Genomic DNA, 15,604 nt, shown 5'->3' with positions numbered 1-15,604 from the left:
TGCCCGCGAGAGGGGTCCAGGAAAAGGACCAGGAGGGAGCTTGCATGAGCTGACCTACTCACCCGCAACCGTGAATCAACGAAATTCTGAGAGAGAAGGTAGGAGGACTGCCGTGGCCGGAGTCGTCCGCGAAGCCATTGGGAGGAAGCGCTGGACCCGCTTGATCCCCGTGGCCATCATTGTCTACATCATCTCGTTCATGGACCGGACCAACATCGGGTTCGCCCTGGGCGGTCTCCAGAAGGACCTCGGTATCGACGCTGCCCAGCAGGGTCTCGCCGCAGGGATCTTCTTCATCGGCTACCTGACTCTGCAGATCCCAGGGGGTCATCTGGCCGAACGCTGGAGCGCTAAGAAATTCGTCGGAATCATGGTCCTCGTCTGGGGTGTCCTGGCGGTCGCTACTGGCTTCGTCCAGAACTTTGGCGAGCTGCTCGTCGTCCGCTTCCTGCTCGGCGTGGCGGAAGCGGGCATCTGGCCCGCGATCCTAGTGCTCATCAGCCACTGGTTCCCTGCCGCCGAACGTGCTCGGGCCTATGCGTTCTGGATGATGAATATCGCGATCGCATCGATCATCACGGCCCCCCTCTCGGGCTGGATTCTCTCCTTCTCCGACTGGCGCTGGCTGTTCATCATCGAGGGCCTCTTCCCATTCGTGATCGCTGCGCCCATCTGGTGGCTGTTGATCTCCGACCGCCCGCGGGACGCCAAGTGGTGCTCGCCTGAGGAGCGCGCCTTCATCGAAGAAGGCCTGGCCGCGGATCAAGCCGCCGCGCCAGCCCACGAACACGTCAGCATCAAGCACGTCTTCTCGAACAGCGCGGTCTGGCGTCTGACCCTCGTGTATTTCCTGATCCAGATCGGCTTCTACGGGCTGAACATCTGGCTGCCGAAGGTGGTCAAGACGATCACTTCCGGCTCCGCGCTCGAGGTTGGATTCGTGACGGCAATACCGTACGTGCTAGCCATGTTCGCCCTCTGGTACAACGCCAAGGGTGCGGACCGGTCCGGCCGTTACTCGACCCACGTCCTGCTCTCCATGGCGATCGGCGCCGTGGCGCTCGTCATCTCGGTGGCCACCGGAAGCGCGATGCCGATCGTCGCCGTTGCGTTCATCAGCATTGCGATGGCGGGAGCACTCGCCTACGACGGGCCCTTCTGGGCCTCCGCTTCCCGGGCTATGCCGGTGGTGGTCGCCGGAAGCGCGATGGGCCTCATCAATGCCGTGGGCAACCTCGGCGGCTTCGTTGGACCGTACGTGGGTGGCTTCCTCCAAGATGCCACGAACGGGAGCTTCCTGGCCGCGTCGATCTTCCTCGCCGCGTGCCTGCTGGCGGCTGGCCTGGTGATGCTGACGCTGCGGAAGACCGGGGATCGCCCCGTGCCCAAGGAATCGAGAGCCGCGGAACGTTCCTCGCACCGTCTGGCGTGAACAGCGAACACTGACTTCCTCCCGCAGGAGAACGCGCGGGAGGAATGTGAGGAGGTAGAGAAATGAAGAAGTGGACACGATGGGAGGACTACGTCGCGGGGATCTGCGGCCTGTATGCTGCACTGTCGGTCATCTGGACTAAGCAGACCGGCGCGTCGATGGCCCTCATGCTCGTTTTCGGCATCCTGCTGATCGTCGCGGGCGTTCTGAACCTGTCCCTGCCCGGCACGCCGTGGCTCGAGTACGTTCAGTGCGCCCTCGGAATCCTGCTGTTCGTCTCCCCGTGGATCGGTAGGTACTACGACCTCACGGGCGCAGCGTGGACTTCGTGGATCACAGGAATCATCGCGGCAGTCGTCACTGCGGCGGCCATCAAGCCGGCTGTTGACACGCAGCACCGGATGCGGCCATCGCACTAGCGCTACCGCTCAAGCAGGGGTCTCGGCCAGCTTGGCCGCGACCCCTGCCTTTGCCCTGTGACCTGGCAGAGCTTTCCTTCCCCACATGTTCACCGCGGATCGGGACCAAAGGCCTTTCCCGCCTTCTCCGGACGATGGATACATTTGGCTCGCACTCTCCGCACCTCTCGGTTCCGGGGCGTGGGGATTCGATCGTCCCGGGGGAGGTCTCGGCATGGCTGAACGTTGCCTTGGCTGGACTCATCCGCGAGGAGGGGCCCGATGAATGCCTGGGCGCTCTGGGAAGAGGCCAGGCTTCCCTGCCGCGTCATTGCGATCACCCAGCACGGAGAGGTCCACGGGTACCTCGTCAGCAGAAGCGCCGACAGGGGAAGGGTAGCCTGGTGCACTGCCTCGGGCCGGGTCCGGCACCTCCTCGCCCGCCCCTCTGAGCTACGGCTGCCCAGCACTGATCGCCCCTGGGAGGGCTGGGAGATTCCGGCGCTGCTCAGCAGGCAGGCTGCGCGCCACCCGTAGTCTGGTCCGTGACTCCCCGCAGGGGACAGGCTCCGATAGCCTCGGGGGCATGACGCCCGAAGAGCTGCAGGGGTATTGCCTGACGAAGCCAGGCGCGTGGCTCGATGAGCCCTGGGAGGGTGACATCGTGGCCAAGGTGGCCGACAAGATCTTTGCGTTCACCGGCGCTTCGTCGGTGGGCGTCAAGTGCGGAGCGGATCGCGAAGAGGCCGACGAGTGGCTGCTTCAGTACCCCGGCGACGCGGCGAAGATGGCCTACCTGGGGCGCTCTGGCTGGAACACTCTGCGGATGGGCGGGGCGATTCCCGACGACGAGATCCGGGACGCCATCGACGCGTCCTACGAGCTTGTCGTCGCCAAGTTGCCAAAGTCCAAACGTCCCGCCGCGAAACCTGACCGTAGCTGACCTCACCAGCCGCTGCGCGTGGGCGTGTGTCCCTTTCGGGCATCGTCGGGCATGGGCATTTCGGCCCTCAGGCCTAGGAGCCGGATGGGGCGGCCTGCCTCGATTCCGGAGGCGAGCTCCAAGACGCGGGCGAGGATCTCGTTCCCCTCGGACGTCTCGGGGATCTTCCTCGCATACGTCTTGGTGGCGAACGGGGCATAGCGCACTTTGAGGGTCAGACCAATGACAGGCCGACCTTCGGCGCCAATATCCTCGAGAACCCGTGCCGTCAGCTCCCTGAGAGCCTCGGCCACCTGCGCGGTCTCCGTTAGGTCCTGCTGGAACGTCGTCTCGCGGCTGTGTCCGCGCGCGACCCAGGGACTGTCGTCCACAACGCTCGCCCCCTCGCCGCGTCCGAGCTGCGCGTACCAAGGGCCCATCCTCGGCCCGAACTCTGGGATCAGAGTTTGGGGGTCGGCCGCTGCAAGCTCCGCGACGGTTTTAATGCCGAGTTTGGCGAGGCGGCCAGACACCTTGGCTCCTACGCCCCACAGGTCTTTGGTGGGCCGATCGCCCATGACGTCCAGCCAGTTCGCGGAGGTGAGGCGGAAGACTCCGGCCGGTTTGCCAAAGCCCGTGGCCACCTTTGCTCGGACGAGGGTATCGCCAATGCCCACGCTGCAGTGCAGCTGGGTGCGCTCGAAGACAGCGGCCTGCAGCGAACGCGCGTAGGCTTCCGGGTCATCTGTTTCGATGCCGACAAAGGCCTCGTCCCAGCCGAGCACTTGGACGGTGGCCCCGGGCTGGGCGCGGAGAGTGGCCATCACCGTTTCGGACGCCTCCAAGTACGCCTCGTGGTCAACCGGAAGGATCACGGCTTCAGGCACTTTGCGCGCGGCGATGCGCAGGGGCATTCCAGAGCCCACTCCGAACGCCCTGGCCTCGTAGGACGCGGTCGAGACCACCGCTCGCTCCGTCGGGTCGCCACGACCGCCTACGATGATCGGCTTCCCGGCGAGCTCGGGTCGCCGAAGCACTTCGACCGCCGCGATGAACTGGTCGAGGTCTACGTGGAGCACCCATGCGGAATCAGCGACGGTCACATCCCCTCGATCCTGTCGAATTGGACTGAATTTCCGTTTCCAAATGAATCCTCGAACGTGCCGCTGACCTCAGAAAGAGTGCGGTTTTGGCCAGTGCACTCGTGATCGACGCTAGAATATGAGGCTGGCGGCGCGCCCGGTGCTCTGCCCTTAGATTCCCGGGCGCGCCGACGCACAACCGGCCCCCAGCGGGCGGTGGTGCGCTTGACCACCGTAACGCGGCCCACCGCCGGTTCGTCAACTGCTCATGTGGAACTTTTCGACATGTATAACCTCCGCATTCGAGGCGGGAGGCTCAGATTATGTGCGCGCTCTCGGGCAAGATGCCGACGCGCAGAGTCAAGACCAGCCCGACGCATCTTCACACACTGGTCTTATGACTGACACCGCAGTAAATCTCTCGGATACCTCCACTTGGCTGCCACTCGATGGTCTCGCGCCAGGATTTGACGCCAACAAGGCGCCCCACTCCCGTGCATTAGTGGGAAGGGAAATCGTCACCACTGATCCGACGGGCGAAAGAATCGCCTATCGCTTTGCGGAGCACACCGTCGACTGTGCAGGGCACAGCGATCCCTATGAGGCATTCGAAGTCGACGAGCAGCTCTATTTTGTCCAGTTTCATGACGGTCAAAGACCCGCCGAGGCAGTTTCGCTCGTCCTGGACCTCAGGAACGGCAGCGCGCTGAGAATTCGGAGCGCCATCCTGACAGAAGAGGAAAGGCGCCCGGGGCAAACCCGAGTCCAGCAGACCTTCGCCGCGTCGGTGCTGGAGGGATCCGCGACGGAGCATGCTGTGCCCGCCCCGACCAATGCACTCATAGGACGCCGCGTGCTGTGGGTCTACAGTGACCAGCACGCCTACGAGCACATCTACCTTTCTCCGCAGTGGTACACGTGGCAGTGTCTCGCAGGGCCGGAAAAGGGGCTTGCGGATACCGACGAGAACAGCGTCTGGGAAATTCGGCCCGGGATCTATGTCTTCGCGTGGCGCGAGAAAGTGATTCCGTGCGCTTCAGTCACCATTGCGGATCATCGCAACATTCACGCAATGCGGTCGCATGGAGCCCTGTTCGGCCTCGATGAGACCGGGACAATTCCGACCCATTTCACGTTCGGAGCCTTCGGCAGACTGCTTTCGGCCACACTTCATCCGGCCGCCTACGATCCGGCCGCGCCCATCAGGTAATGCGATAGCGGTGATAGGGCGGGTTGGGAGGCGGCTTGCGTGACAGCGTGAGCTCCGACGCGGTTCGCCACAGCGAGGGCCTCGGCGTAGGCCATCTTGGCGCGCAGGGCGAGCACAAGAGCTGCACAGAATGCGTCTCCCGCGCCGATGGTGTTGACGACGTCGGCCTTCTCGCCCGGCGCTCGAGCGACCAGCTTTCCCTCCTCGAAGAGTGCCGAGCCCTCCGCGCCGAAGGTTACGGCCACGAGGCCCGCATCAGTGAGTTCAGGAATGCTCGCATATTCCGTCTCATTGACGATGACGAGGTCGCATCGCCTCACCAATTCCTCAGGCAAGCGCTGCGCGGGGGTCGCATTCAAGGCAAGGAACCCCGGGTGTCGGCGGGAGGCGGCGAGCACGACGTCGATCCCCACCTCGAGCTGGCACAGCAGCAGGTCCTCGTGATCCAGGCGAATCCCGTCGAGCGTGACGTGGGAATTGGCGCCCGGGCAGACGACAATTTCGTTCTCACCGAGTGCGTCAACGAGGATCAGTGCCGTGCCCGTGGGGTCTTCGCGGACGGCGACGCCACCCGTGTCGACTCCTATCGCCGTCAAGGCGGCGAGCATCTCGCGTCCAGGGCCGTCGTCGCCCACCGCGCCGACGAGTCGCGAGCACCCGTCCAGCCGTGCGGCGGCGGCGGCCTGGTTCGCGCCTTTCCCTCCGGGCTGACGCGTCAGGATCCCGCCGCCTACCGTCTCACCGGGCCGGGGCAAGCGTGCGGCAGTCGCGATGAGATCGAGATTGATGCTGCCGAGGATCACCAGGGGCCGCGGGCGAGTCGCCATGTCCGTGCGCCGGGAGGCTAGGAGAACTTCGCCATCCTGGCCTTGACCTGAGCGACGTAGGCCTTGGTGTCCGGATACATGCCGTAGGCCTGAACGCCGTAGAGCCCCTGGTAGTAGCCCGCGATCGCGATGTCCTGGCTTGCGGCGTTCTGCAGGAGCCACCGCAGCATGGCGACGCCGGCCGTGACGTTGTCAGTCGTATTGCGGAGGTCCAGTGTGCGGCCGGCGAGGCTCGAAACCCAGCCGGCGTTCGCGGGCATGATCTGCATGACGCCGATGGCACCCGCCGAGGACGTGACGTTCTGCCGGAAGCCCGACTCCTGCTCTGCAATGGCGAGAGCCAGATTGGTGGGAACACCCATGCTCGCTGCGACTTGACGGACGATTGCCTGGACCTGGGCGACGGTCTCGGTCGCGGGAGCGGAGGAGCCGCCCTTCATGAGCGTCTCGAGCGGAATTCCAGTCTTCTCGGAAATGCCCCACAGGGTTTTCCTCCGGGCGGCCGCGTCGTCCCACATCGACGATGTCCAGGCGGGCTGCGGCGCCGTGGCCGCCTGGACGTTCCCCTGGGCGGGAGCGGCAGCGCCCGCGCCCGGAGTCGGGCTGGAGGCCGCCGCGGGGGCCGGAGCGGCAGTGGCCGATTCACGCAGGACGATCCGCTGCCCGGGATAAATGGTCGAGGTTGACCCCAGCGCGTTGAGCCGGAAGAGATCTCCCAGTGGAACGCCGGTCTGCTGCGAGATGCCCCACAGCGTGTCACCGCTCTTGACCGTGTAGGTGACAGCCGGTGCGGACTGGGCTGGGGAGGGAGAGGCAGGTGCAGCCCCCGCGTCGGAGAGGCGAATCTGCTGCCCCGGGTAGATGATCGAGCTCCAGCCGAGGCCGTTGAGCTGGAAGAGGGTGTTCAAGGGGACTCCCGTTCGCGCGGAAATCCCGCTCAGGGTGTCGCCTGCCCGGACTGTGTAGAGGTCGCCGCCAGCCACGGCGGGCGCAGCGATGGCAGCTGTCAGCGCGGCAGCCGAAGCGGTCACCGATGCGGCTCTGAACCGACGTGCATTGGTCATGACGGCAATACTCCTCCCCACCTTTGCTGCCATCCGTCGGTGCCGAGCCATAGGGCAGGCGGCAGGAATTCCGCGGATTTCAGCCGTTGGACATATCCAACCATACGGTTTCCGAAAGTTCGGTCACATTTCCCGTATTCGGCTCAGCCGGCTTTCGTGTCGGCCCGGGCCCACCCCAGCGCCTCGGAGATCGCGTGCGTGCAGGAGGTGAGGTCCGGGAGGAGGCCTAGCAGCCCGGGTCGGTCCAGGAGCACGACGGGAACCGAACACGAGGCGGCAGCGACGACCCGGCCCGATTCGTCGCGGATCGGTGCCGCGATGCAGTGGACGAACTCCTCATGCTCGGAGGCGTCGAGGGCCCAGCCCTGGCGTGCTACGTCCTCGAGTTCGGCCAGGAGCGCAGCCGGGTCGCTGATGGTTCGGGCCGTGAACTGGGTGTACTCAAGAGTAGCCGCGATGGCTTCGCGCCGCTCTCGGGGCAGATCCGCGAGCAGGACTTTTGCGACCGCCGCCGCGTGGAGCGCCGCGGTCAGCCCGATCCGTGAGGACATGCGCACGGGATGCCGGGACTCGAGCTTGTCGATATAGGTGACCTCGGGTCCCTCGAACGCCGCGAGGTGCACGGTATGGCCAGTAGCCTCGTTCAGCCGCTGGAGATGCGGTCGGGCGAGCGCGCGGATGTCGCGCTGCTCGAGGGCGAGCGAGGAGAGCTCGAAGAGCTTCCGGCCCAGACGGTACCGCTGCTGCTCGTCGCGGACCACGAAGGCCTTCTCTTCGAGGTCGTGGAGCAGCCGCATCACGGTCGTCTTGTGCACGGTGGCGCGAGAGGCGAGCTCATCGAGGCTCGCAGGGCCTGCCGCGAGCTCGCCGAGCAGGTCGAGGGCCCGCAGGAGACTCTGGCTCATGGCCGCACGGCCTCGACCCCGAGTGCCTGACCGGCGATGGCGAAACCAGCTCGGGAGGCCGAGGTCGAGCTCCACTCATCGTCCGTGCAGCCCAAGATCCGCTCGAGAACGGGGCCCGAGGGCAGCGGCCCGTGGTCTCCGGCGACGACGAGCGTGCAGGCTGCGGCCACATGGCCTCTGCGCAGGCTCGCCCTCTGATCGAGGCCGAGGAGGATCCCGCTCAAGTAGCCCGCGGCGAAGGAATCGCCCGCGCCCACGGGCTCGACGACGTCGACCGTGAGGGAAGGCACCTCCCAGCGCTGCCCGTCCTTCATGAGGGCGATGGCGCTCGTCGATTCATTCTTGATGACCACCACCTCGGGGTTGGGCAGCAGCGCACGGATGGCGACGTCGTCGCCCGTTCCCAGCGCAAGCTCCGCCTCGTCGCGGCCCACCAACACGATGTCAGCCTGGTTCGCGAGGTCCCTCAGGATGCCCGGGTCCCGCCCAGCCCAGAGCGACGGGCGCCAGTTGACGTCGAAACTCACATGCGCGCCGTGGCGCGGCCGCGCGAGCACCGCCTGCAGGAAGGCGAGGCATTCCTCCGAGAGCGCCGCCGTGATCCCGCTGAGGTGGATCAGCGATGCCCGATCGAGCAGGTCGGCCACCTCAGGGCGGTCCAGCAGCTGCGGCCCCATGGCTGAGGCTGCCGAGCCGCGGCGGTAGTAGAGGACCGATGCCGGGGACTGGGCTGTGCGGGGGATCTTGACGTAGAGCCCGGTCGGGTGGGCCTCGTCCGTCTCGACAGCGGACACGTCCACGCCTCGCTCATCGAGTTCGGCGAGGATGCGAGTTCCGAAACCATCGCGCCCCACGCGGCTGACCCAGTGCGAGTCGAGTCCCATTGCCGCGAAGCCGATGGCAACGTTCGACTCGGCGCCGCCGATGCCGACGTTGAGCACGTTCGCCGCCTCGAGCGGCTGGCCCGGTTCGGGGCTCAGCACGGCCATGGTCTCGCCCACGCATACGGCAGTCGGCATCGGAACTCCACTCCTGTTGACGGCGGTTTCCCGGCAATGCTAAACAGGAAGGCGAAAACTTGCAACGTTCGTTGCAAAATACGCAACGAAACCCCAGGTGGGGATTCGAAGGGAAGATGCTCGTGACTCAGGAAGAACTCCTCGCCCTGCTCGCCGCGGACCGGACGCTCGCCGTCGTCCGCGCCCCCTCGATCCCCGACGCCGCCGAACTCGCTGCATCACTCGCCGCGGGGGGCATCCGCGCCCTCGAGCTGACCTTCACCACGCCGGATGTGCTCACCCACATTCGGCGGGCGGCGGACACCGCGAGCGAGCACGGCGCCGCCGTCGGCGTGGGCACGGTCCTCACGGCGGACCAGGCCCGCGCGGCCATCGACGCCGGCGCTCAGTTCCTCGTGACGCCGGGCATTCGCCCCGAGGTCGCCGCGGTTGCCACCGCTGCCGGAGTCCCCATCAGCCTCGGCGCGATGACTCCGTCGGAGGTCGCTCAGGCGCTCGACCTCGGATCGGAAATCGTCAAGATCTTCCCCGCACGTCAGGTGGGCCCGATGTTCCTCAAGGATCTCCACGGACCGTACCCGGGCGTCAAGCTGCTCCCGTCGGGCGGGATCGACGCTTCCAACGCGCGTTCCTACCTGAACGCCGGGGCGCTCGCGGTGTGCTGCGGCACTTCGGTGGTTCCGCCGTCGGCCGTCGAGGCAGGGGAATGGGAGTCCATCACGTCCCGCGCCGCCGACTTCACCGCCGCGCTCGGCGTGGCAGCTGCAGGTTCCTGAGCGGAGTCTGCGCACGCTCCTGCAGGATAGGACCATGAGCGCACGCAGCGAACGCATTTCCATCCCGGCGCCCGAAGGGGACGTCTCCGGCGTCGTGACGCTTGTTGACCGAGCGGACGCGATGGTGGTGGTGGCGCACGGCGCCGGCGCCGGAATGGACCACCCTTTCATGGTGGGCTTCTGCGATGGACTTGCTGCCGAAGGCCTCTCGACCCTGCGGTTCAATTTCGCGTACATGGACGCGGGCCGGCGCCTGCCGGATCGCGCACCGAAAGCGCTCCCAGTCTGGGCAGCCGCGGTTGACGAGGCTCGACGACGCACGAGCGGGACGCCGATCTGGGCCGCCGGCAAATCCTTCGGCGGCCGCATGGCGTCGATGGCCGTCGCCGAGGGCGTCATGGACGTCGCGGGACTGATCTTCCTCGGGTACCCGCTGCACCCCGCTGGCAAGCCCGAGAAACTTCGCGACGAGCATCTCTATGGGCTCACGCTGCCCATGTTCTTCCTTCAAGGCACGCGCGACACTCTCGCTCAGCCGCAGCTGCTCGAGGCCGTCGTCGGCCGGCTTCCCTCCGCGACCCTCGCCTGGCGGGAGGGCGCCGACCATTCCTTCGGCGTGAAGGGGGTCAAGCGGACGCCGCATGAGGTCGCCGAGTCGCTGGCACCGCTGGCGGCGGCGTTTGTGCGCTCGGGAGCCTGAGCCGCTGTCGGGCCCGGGTGCAAGGATGGAGGCATGACAACCGCCGTCGTCGTGGGGAGCGGGCCCAATGGACTCGCCGCCGCCGTCCGGCTCGCTCAGGCGGGCGTCGCCGTCCGCGTGCTCGAGGCCGAGCCGGGGATCGGGGGAGGCGCCCGCTCCGTTCGGCGGCCAGCGCCGGGCGGCCTCGCAGGCCAGCTCATCTTCGATGAATGTTCGGCATTCCACCCCATGGCCGTCGCCTCGCCCTTTCTCGCGAGCCTCGGACTCGAGCGGCACGGGCTCCGCTGGCGCTGGCCCGAGGTGCAGCTCGCCCACCCGCTGGACGGGGGCCGCGCCGGGCTGCTGTACCGCGACCCGGGCAGGACCGCGGAGGGGCTCGGCGGAGACGGCAAGGCCTGGGACGCGATCATCGGGGCCACGGCGCGCCGCTTCGAACAGCTCGTCCCGGACATCCTCGGCCCCCTCCTCCGAGTGCCCCGCCATCCGCTTGCCCTGGTTCGCTTCGGCGCGCTCGCCGCACTTCCCGCGACTGTGCTCGCGAAGGCCTGGCGGCACGATGAGGCCCGTGCGCTCTTCGGCGGCGTGGCCGCGCATTCCTTCGCCTCGCTCAACGCGCCGTTCTCCAGTTCGGTCGGTCTGGTCCTCAGCGCGGCCGCGCACGCCGTCGGCTGGCCCGTGCCGGAGGGCGGCACCCAGGCGATTTCCGATGCGCTCGCGGCCAGGCTCCGCGAACTCGGTGGAACCATCGAGACGGGAAAGAGGCTCGGGCGGGTCGGCGAGGCGGGCGAACCTGACCTGCTTCTCCTCTGCGTCTCCCCGCAGGCTGCGGCGAGCATCCTCGACGGAAGGCTCCCGGCCGCCGTCGGGCGCTCCTATCGCAGCTATCGCTACGGCCCCGCGGCGTTCAAAGTCGACTACACGATTCGCGGCGAGGTTCCCTGGGAGGCGCCGGACGTGCGGCTCGCCGGCACGGTGCATCTCGGCGGCACCATCGAGGAGATCGCCCGTGCGGAAGAACAGAACGTGCGAGGCAGCATGCCCGAGACACCCTTTGTCCTCGTCGGGCAGCAGTATGCCGCGGATCCGTCCCGCTCGGCCGACGGCGTCAATCCCCTCTGGGCCTACGCCCATGTTCCTCACGGATACCCGGGTGACGCGACGGAGGCCATCACCGCGCAGATCGAGCGCTTCGCCCCCGGCTTCAGGGATCGCATCCTCTCGGTCTCCGTGCGATCGGTGGCCGCGCTCGAAGCGCACAACGCGAACTACGTGGGCGGCGACATCAGCACGGGAGCCAACTCCGGCCTCCAGATCGTGTTCCGCCCCCGCCTGACCTCGGACCCCTACTCGACCGGGGTGCCCGGGGTCTTCCTCTGTTCGGCAGCGACTCCACCGGGCGGGGGAGTCCACGGGATGGCGGGGTTCCACGCAGCCGAGCGCGCCTTGGCCTACCTCCGCCGCCGAGGCGCATCCCGGCTGCCCGCAGAGACCCGCATAGAGTAGTCGGGTGCACGTTGACCCGGCGCGGCCCTTCCCGTACGAGATCTTGCGCCGCTTCCCCGATGTCGAGGCGCCCAACCTTCAGGCGTGGGATGCCACGGACCGGCTCCTGGGCGAGCGCGGCGTCGCTGAGGCGGCCTCGCGATCGCTGACTGGGGGCGACATCGCCGTCATCGGGGACGGCTACGGTGCCCTCGCCCTGCGCCTGGCCGCGGCTGGCCTGAGCGGCGTCCGGGTGCACCAGGATCTTGCGACCGGACGGGCCGCCTTGGAGCGCAACGCGGCTGCGCTGGGCTTCAAGGGCATCCAGCGCCCCGAGGAGCTCGGGCCCGAACTTCTCGACGGCGCCCGGCTCGTCCTCCACCAGCTCCCGCGCGGGCTGGCCGAGCTCGAGGAGATCGCGGACGCCGTCGCCCGCTGGGCGACGCCCGACGTTCAGGTAATTGCGGGCGGGCGCGTCAAGCACATGACGCTCGCGATGAACGACGTCCTGCGCTCGCGCTTCGCGTCGGTCCGGGCGGAGCTCGCGGTCCAGAAGTCGCGGCTGCTCGTCGCCGAGGGGCCGCTGCCGGTCCCCGAGCGTCCGCCGTTCCCGGTTTGCGAAAGGCACGACGATGTGGGCCTCACGTTGTGCGCGCACGGCGCCGCCTTTGCGGGATCGCGCTTGGACCCGGGGACCCGGCTCCTCCTGGGCTTCGTGGACCGCATGCCGGCAGGCGATGCCATGGACCTCGGATGCGGGACCGGCGCCCTCGCGGCGGAATACGCGCTCGCGCACCCCACCGCGACGGTGGTGGCGACCGATCGCTCCGCCGGGGCGGTGCGTTCCGCGCGTGCCACCATGGAGGCCAACGGCGTCGCGTCTCGTGTCGCCGTGGAGCACGACGACGCTGCCTCCTCGCGCGCGGAGGCTTCGGCCGACGTCGTGCTCCTCAACCCGCCGTTCCACCTCGGCGCCAGCGTCCACGCGGGAGCCGCCCTCAAGCTCTTCGACGCCGCGGCCCGCGTCCTGCGGCCGGGCGGCGAGCTGTGGGCCGTCTACAACACCCACCTCGACTACCGGCAGCGGCTCAAGGCAACGGTGGGCCCGACGTCGGTGCAGGGCCGAGCCGGCAAGTTCACCGTGACCCGATCTGTGCGGACGCCCCGGGCCGGCCACGGTCGCGGCTCGCAGGGGGACGGGTCTGGACAGGGTAACGTAAGTGAGAGGACAATCACGTAGCAGTCGAAAGGACCTCGTGACGGAGCAGCCACGCCAGCCCGCGCCCCGGCGCGGGACGAATCTGCCGCGCATGGGGGACTTCAATCTGACGGTCATCCTCGACGCGATCCGCCGTTCCGAGGCGGGGCTGAGCCGCGTGGAACTCGCCCAGCTCGTGGGCCTCTCTCCGCAGACCATCTCCAATATCTCCCGCCGGCTGCTCGACCAGAAGCTCATCGTCGAGGCCGGCAAAGAGGGGACCGGCCCCGGGAAACCGCGCACGATCCTTCGGCTGAATCCGAAGGGGATGTACGCGATGGGCGTGCATCTGGATCCCGCACTCATCACCGTGGTGCTCCTGGACCTGGTGGGTTCCGTGGTCGAGAAGAACACCTTCGTCACGCCCCAAAGCCACGATCCGCAGGAGATCGTCGATGCCATCGCCGAATGCGTCGAGAAGCTCCTCGCGCATTCGGGAGTCGATCGCAGTCTCGTCGCGGGCCTCGGGGTCGCCGCTCCCGGCCCAATCGACCTCGAGCGGGGAGCCGTGGTGGGGCCGCCTCTTCTGCGCGGCTGGGTGGACGTTCCCCTGCAGGACCTGGTGCACCGTGCCACCGGGCTTCCCACGACCGTGGACAAGGACGTCACGGGCGCCGCGGTCGCCGAGATCTGGGCGGGCGGCCCGGGCGGGTCCGGCAGCTTCATCTTCTTCTACCTCGGGACCGGCCTGGGCTGCGGCCTCGTGCTCAATGGCGAGGTCTACCGCGGCACGTCGGGCAATGCGGGGGAGATCGGCCACATCATCGTGGATCCTGACGGCCCCGTGTGCAGCGACGGGTGCGGGATGCGCGGGACGATCGGCACCGTGCTCGAGCCCCAGGTCATCGTGAGCCAGGCCGTCGTGGCCGGGATCCTTCCCGTTCTGCCCGACAACCCCACCGCACGGGACTTCCAGGCCGCCTTCGCTCGGCTGTCCGAGCTCGCGGGGGAGGGCGACGAGACCGCGATGTCCATCATGCGCGGAGCCGCGCGCAGCCTCGCGTGGGGTGTGTCCGTGGTCGGGAATCTCGTGGACGTCGACCGGATGGTGTTCGGTGGGCCCTTCTGGCACCCGGTGGCCGGTTTCGTGCTGGAGGTCCTTCCCGACCTGGTCAACGCCCGCTTGGCCACGCAGGGCATTCACCGCGTGCGTCTCGACGGGACGCGGCTCGGCGAGGATGTCGGGGCCGTGGGGGCGGCGTGCCTTGTCCTCGAGCGGGCGCTCGCCCCGCGCGCCGAGCGCCTGCTGCTGGAGGGCTGAGCGTTCCGAGGAGGACGACGGCGGCGCGCGCCACTTCGCGCGTCACGTGACGTCACCGAACGTCTTCTTCGTAGCATTCGGGATATTTGGGTGGGATTGGCCGCGAACGCTTGATGCACGGTGACGGCATCCCTAGTCTCGTTACCAAGTTGCTGCTGCAACGTGTCAGCGATCCCCGGTGCGGGGATGTGGGTGCCCCCGTGAGGGCCTGACATTTGCCGCAGGCAGCCGGTCTCGTGAGACGCCAGCCGCGGCGGCGTTGCTGGACCGGCATGCCCTGCGTTCCCTGAATAACCGTCACCGGAATCCAAGGTCTGCAAATGTCCCCACCCACTCTGATCGACGCCCCGACTTCCACCACCACGGCGCCCGTGGCCCTGTCCTACGAGCTCTTCCCCCCGCGCAGCGACGCGGCGGCGGTCACGCTCTGGAACACGGTCCGCGAGCTCGAGTGCACCAATCCGGACTACGTCTCCGTGACGTATGGCGCCGGAGGCTCCAACCACGCCAAAGCCCTCGACCTCGTCGATCGGCTGCAGCTCGAGACCACGCTCCGCCCGCTCGCGCACCTCACCTGCGTGGGTGGAACGCCCGAGGAGCTCAACGCCGTCGTCAATGAGATCCTCGACCGCGGCGTGCGCGGGATCCTCGCGCTGCGCGGCGACCGGCCGCGGGACGGCGTCCTCCCGTCGAACGGCCTGCAGTACGCGCAGGACCTGATCGAGCTGATCCGCCGGATCGAGCTGCGCCGCTCGGCGCAGTTCGCGGCCGGCAAGGTCGCGATCGGTGTCGCGGCCTACCCCATGAAGCATCCCGAGTCGCCGAGCGAGGGCCACGATGTGGAGGTGCTGCTCGCCAAGCAGCGCTCGGGCGCGGACTTCGCGATCACCCAGGTCTTCTTCGAGCCCGAGCAGTATTCCTCGCTCGTCCATCGCGCCCGGCGCGCGGGCGTCACGATCCCGATCATCCCCGGAATCATGCCGCTCACGAGCCTGCGCCGGATCCTCAAGCTCTCCGAGCTCAGTGGTGTGGCGCCGTCAGCGGCACTCGTGGACCGCATCCGCGCGGCGGGCGACGACGTCGCCGCCGCCCGGCGGATCGGCGTCGAGGCCACAGTGGGCCTCGCCGAAGCGGCCCTCGCGGCCGGCGCCCCCGGGCTGCACCTCTACACGTTCAACGAACACGAGAGCGCGCTCGACGTGCTCTCCCGCCTCAACCTCCCCCGGCCGTCTCGGCCTTCCCTGGCGGCCCACCACCGGGCCCGCTGA

General features: G+C 67.9%; 16 protein-coding genes. 11 read left to right on the top strand and 5 right to left on the bottom strand.

Annotated elements, in window-relative coordinates:
* Positions 1 to 112: 112 nt before the first annotated feature.
* The 4 genes from ACTHL9_RS04600 to ACTHL9_RS04585 all read left to right on the top strand — a co-directional run bounded on the left by ACTHL9_RS04600 (position 113) and on the right by ACTHL9_RS04585 (position 2,773).
* Positions 113 to 1,432: an MFS transporter gene (locus tag ACTHL9_RS04600; RefSeq protein ID WP_440517622.1), complete on the top strand. Its 1,320-nt coding sequence runs from the start codon at positions 113 to 115 to the stop codon at positions 1,430 to 1,432.
* A 62-nt stretch (positions 1,433 to 1,494) separates the two neighbouring features.
* Positions 1,495 to 1,851, top strand: a complete 357-nt coding sequence (locus tag ACTHL9_RS04595) for an SPW repeat protein (protein ID WP_440517621.1) — start codon at positions 1,495 to 1,497, stop codon at positions 1,849 to 1,851.
* A gap of 261 nt (positions 1,852 to 2,112) precedes the next feature.
* A complete protein-coding gene (locus tag ACTHL9_RS04590; RefSeq protein ID WP_440517620.1) occupies positions 2,113 to 2,367 on the top strand; it encodes a hypothetical protein in 255 nt (84 codons plus the stop codon).
* Positions 2,368 to 2,416: 49 nt separating this feature from the next.
* The gene (locus tag ACTHL9_RS04585) at positions 2,417 to 2,773 is read left to right on the top strand and encodes an MmcQ/YjbR family DNA-binding protein (RefSeq protein WP_440517618.1); all 357 of its coding nucleotides are present in this window, start codon (positions 2,417 to 2,419) and stop codon (positions 2,771 to 2,773) included.
* 2 nt (positions 2,774 to 2,775) lie between these two features.
* Here ACTHL9_RS04585 and ACTHL9_RS04580 read toward each other — a convergent pair whose 3' ends face one another.
* Positions 2,776 to 3,855, bottom strand: a complete 1,080-nt coding sequence (locus tag ACTHL9_RS04580; RefSeq protein ID WP_440517617.1) for a DNA polymerase IV — start codon at positions 3,853 to 3,855, stop codon at positions 2,776 to 2,778.
* Positions 3,856 to 4,231: 376 nt separating this feature from the next.
* Here ACTHL9_RS04580 and ACTHL9_RS04575 point away from each other — a divergent pair, with 376 nt between their 5' ends.
* Complete coding sequence (locus ACTHL9_RS04575; protein ID WP_440517616.1) at positions 4,232 to 5,044, top strand: molybdenum cofactor biosynthesis F family protein; 813 nt, start codon at positions 4,232 to 4,234, stop codon at positions 5,042 to 5,044.
* Here ACTHL9_RS04575 and ACTHL9_RS04570 read toward each other — a convergent pair.
* The 4 genes from ACTHL9_RS04570 to ACTHL9_RS04555 form a co-directional block, all read right to left on the bottom strand.
* On the bottom strand, positions 5,017 to 5,871 hold the full coding sequence (locus ACTHL9_RS04570) for a ribokinase (protein WP_440517614.1): 855 nt from the start codon (positions 5,869 to 5,871) through the stop codon (positions 5,017 to 5,019). The genes ACTHL9_RS04575 and ACTHL9_RS04570 overlap by 28 nt on opposite strands.
* A gap of 17 nt (positions 5,872 to 5,888) precedes the next feature.
* The gene (locus tag ACTHL9_RS04565) at positions 5,889 to 6,935 is read right to left on the bottom strand and encodes a LysM peptidoglycan-binding domain-containing protein (RefSeq protein ID WP_440517612.1); all 1,047 of its coding nucleotides are present in this window, start codon (positions 6,933 to 6,935) and stop codon (positions 5,889 to 5,891) included.
* 143 nt (positions 6,936 to 7,078) lie between these two features.
* Positions 7,079 to 7,840 carry an IclR family transcriptional regulator gene (locus ACTHL9_RS04560; RefSeq protein WP_440517610.1) on the bottom strand — a complete coding sequence of 254 codons (762 nt, stop codon included), beginning with the start codon at positions 7,838 to 7,840 and terminating at the stop codon, positions 7,079 to 7,081.
* The gene (locus ACTHL9_RS04555; protein ID WP_440517609.1) at positions 7,837 to 8,859 is read right to left on the bottom strand and encodes a sugar kinase; all 1,023 of its coding nucleotides are present in this window, start codon (positions 8,857 to 8,859) and stop codon (positions 7,837 to 7,839) included. Before ACTHL9_RS04555 ends, ACTHL9_RS04560 begins: the two co-directional genes overlap by 4 nt.
* A gap of 122 nt (positions 8,860 to 8,981) precedes the next feature.
* On the opposite strand from ACTHL9_RS04555, the gene ACTHL9_RS04550 reads away from it, so the two are divergent.
* From ACTHL9_RS04550 to ACTHL9_RS04525, 6 genes are all read left to right on the top strand, one after another.
* On the top strand, positions 8,982 to 9,635 hold the full coding sequence (locus ACTHL9_RS04550) for a bifunctional 4-hydroxy-2-oxoglutarate aldolase/2-dehydro-3-deoxy-phosphogluconate aldolase (protein ID WP_440517608.1): 654 nt from the start codon (positions 8,982 to 8,984) through the stop codon (positions 9,633 to 9,635).
* A 34-nt stretch (positions 9,636 to 9,669) separates the two neighbouring features.
* Positions 9,670 to 10,335, top strand: a complete 666-nt coding sequence (locus ACTHL9_RS04545) for an alpha/beta hydrolase family protein (protein ID WP_440517607.1) — start codon at positions 9,670 to 9,672, stop codon at positions 10,333 to 10,335.
* 33 nt (positions 10,336 to 10,368) lie between these two features.
* Positions 10,369 to 11,838 carry a phytoene desaturase family protein gene (locus ACTHL9_RS04540; protein WP_440517606.1) on the top strand — a complete coding sequence of 490 codons (1,470 nt, stop codon included), beginning with the start codon at positions 10,369 to 10,371 and terminating at the stop codon, positions 11,836 to 11,838.
* Positions 11,839 to 11,842: 4 nt separating this feature from the next.
* Positions 11,843 to 13,057 (top strand): class I SAM-dependent methyltransferase, encoded by a 1,215-nt coding sequence (locus tag ACTHL9_RS04535; RefSeq protein ID WP_440517605.1) that lies wholly within the window; start codon positions 11,843 to 11,845, stop codon positions 13,055 to 13,057.
* Between the two features lie 70 nt (positions 13,058 to 13,127).
* On the top strand, positions 13,128 to 14,336 hold the full coding sequence (locus ACTHL9_RS04530; RefSeq protein ID WP_440517624.1) for an ROK family protein: 1,209 nt from the start codon (positions 13,128 to 13,130) through the stop codon (positions 14,334 to 14,336).
* A 320-nt stretch (positions 14,337 to 14,656) separates the two neighbouring features.
* On the top strand, positions 14,657 to 15,604 hold the full coding sequence (locus ACTHL9_RS04525; protein WP_440517604.1) for a methylenetetrahydrofolate reductase: 948 nt from the start codon (positions 14,657 to 14,659) through the stop codon (positions 15,602 to 15,604).

The organism is Sinomonas sp. (genome assembly GCF_051955515.1).
GTDB lineage: Bacteria > Actinomycetota > Actinomycetes > Actinomycetales > Micrococcaceae > Sinomonas.
The sequence above is the reverse complement of the archived record's forward strand: the minus strand, read 5'-3'. Positions and strand labels throughout refer to the sequence as shown.

Excerpts from the sequence above, each read along its gene's own strand:
- ACTHL9_RS04575 (WP_440517616.1), top strand. The coding sequence starts at position 4,232 with ATGACTGACACCGCAGTAAATCTCTCGGATACCTCCACTTGGCTGCCA.
- ACTHL9_RS04565 (WP_440517612.1), bottom strand. The coding sequence starts at position 6,935 with ATGACCAATGCACGTCGGTTCAGAGCCGCATCGGTGACCGCTTCGGCT.
- ACTHL9_RS04525 (WP_440517604.1), top strand. The coding sequence starts at position 14,657 with ATGTCCCCACCCACTCTGATCGACGCCCCGACTTCCACCACCACGGCG.
- ACTHL9_RS04585 (WP_440517618.1), top strand. The coding sequence starts at position 2,417 with ATGACGCCCGAAGAGCTGCAGGGGTATTGCCTGACGAAGCCAGGCGCG.
- ACTHL9_RS04590 (WP_440517620.1), top strand. The coding sequence starts at position 2,113 with ATGAATGCCTGGGCGCTCTGGGAAGAGGCCAGGCTTCCCTGCCGCGTC.
- ACTHL9_RS04545 (WP_440517607.1), top strand. The coding sequence starts at position 9,670 with ATGAGCGCACGCAGCGAACGCATTTCCATCCCGGCGCCCGAAGGGGAC.
- ACTHL9_RS04595 (WP_440517621.1), top strand. The coding sequence starts at position 1,495 with ATGAAGAAGTGGACACGATGGGAGGACTACGTCGCGGGGATCTGCGGC.
- ACTHL9_RS04570 (WP_440517614.1), bottom strand. The coding sequence starts at position 5,871 with ATGGCGACTCGCCCGCGGCCCCTGGTGATCCTCGGCAGCATCAATCTC.
- ACTHL9_RS04560 (WP_440517610.1), bottom strand. The coding sequence starts at position 7,840 with ATGAGCCAGAGTCTCCTGCGGGCCCTCGACCTGCTCGGCGAGCTCGCG.
- ACTHL9_RS04540 (WP_440517606.1), top strand. The coding sequence starts at position 10,369 with ATGACAACCGCCGTCGTCGTGGGGAGCGGGCCCAATGGACTCGCCGCC.
- ACTHL9_RS04530 (WP_440517624.1), top strand. The coding sequence starts at position 13,128 with ATGGGGGACTTCAATCTGACGGTCATCCTCGACGCGATCCGCCGTTCC.
- ACTHL9_RS04555 (WP_440517609.1), bottom strand. The coding sequence starts at position 8,859 with ATGCCGACTGCCGTATGCGTGGGCGAGACCATGGCCGTGCTGAGCCCC.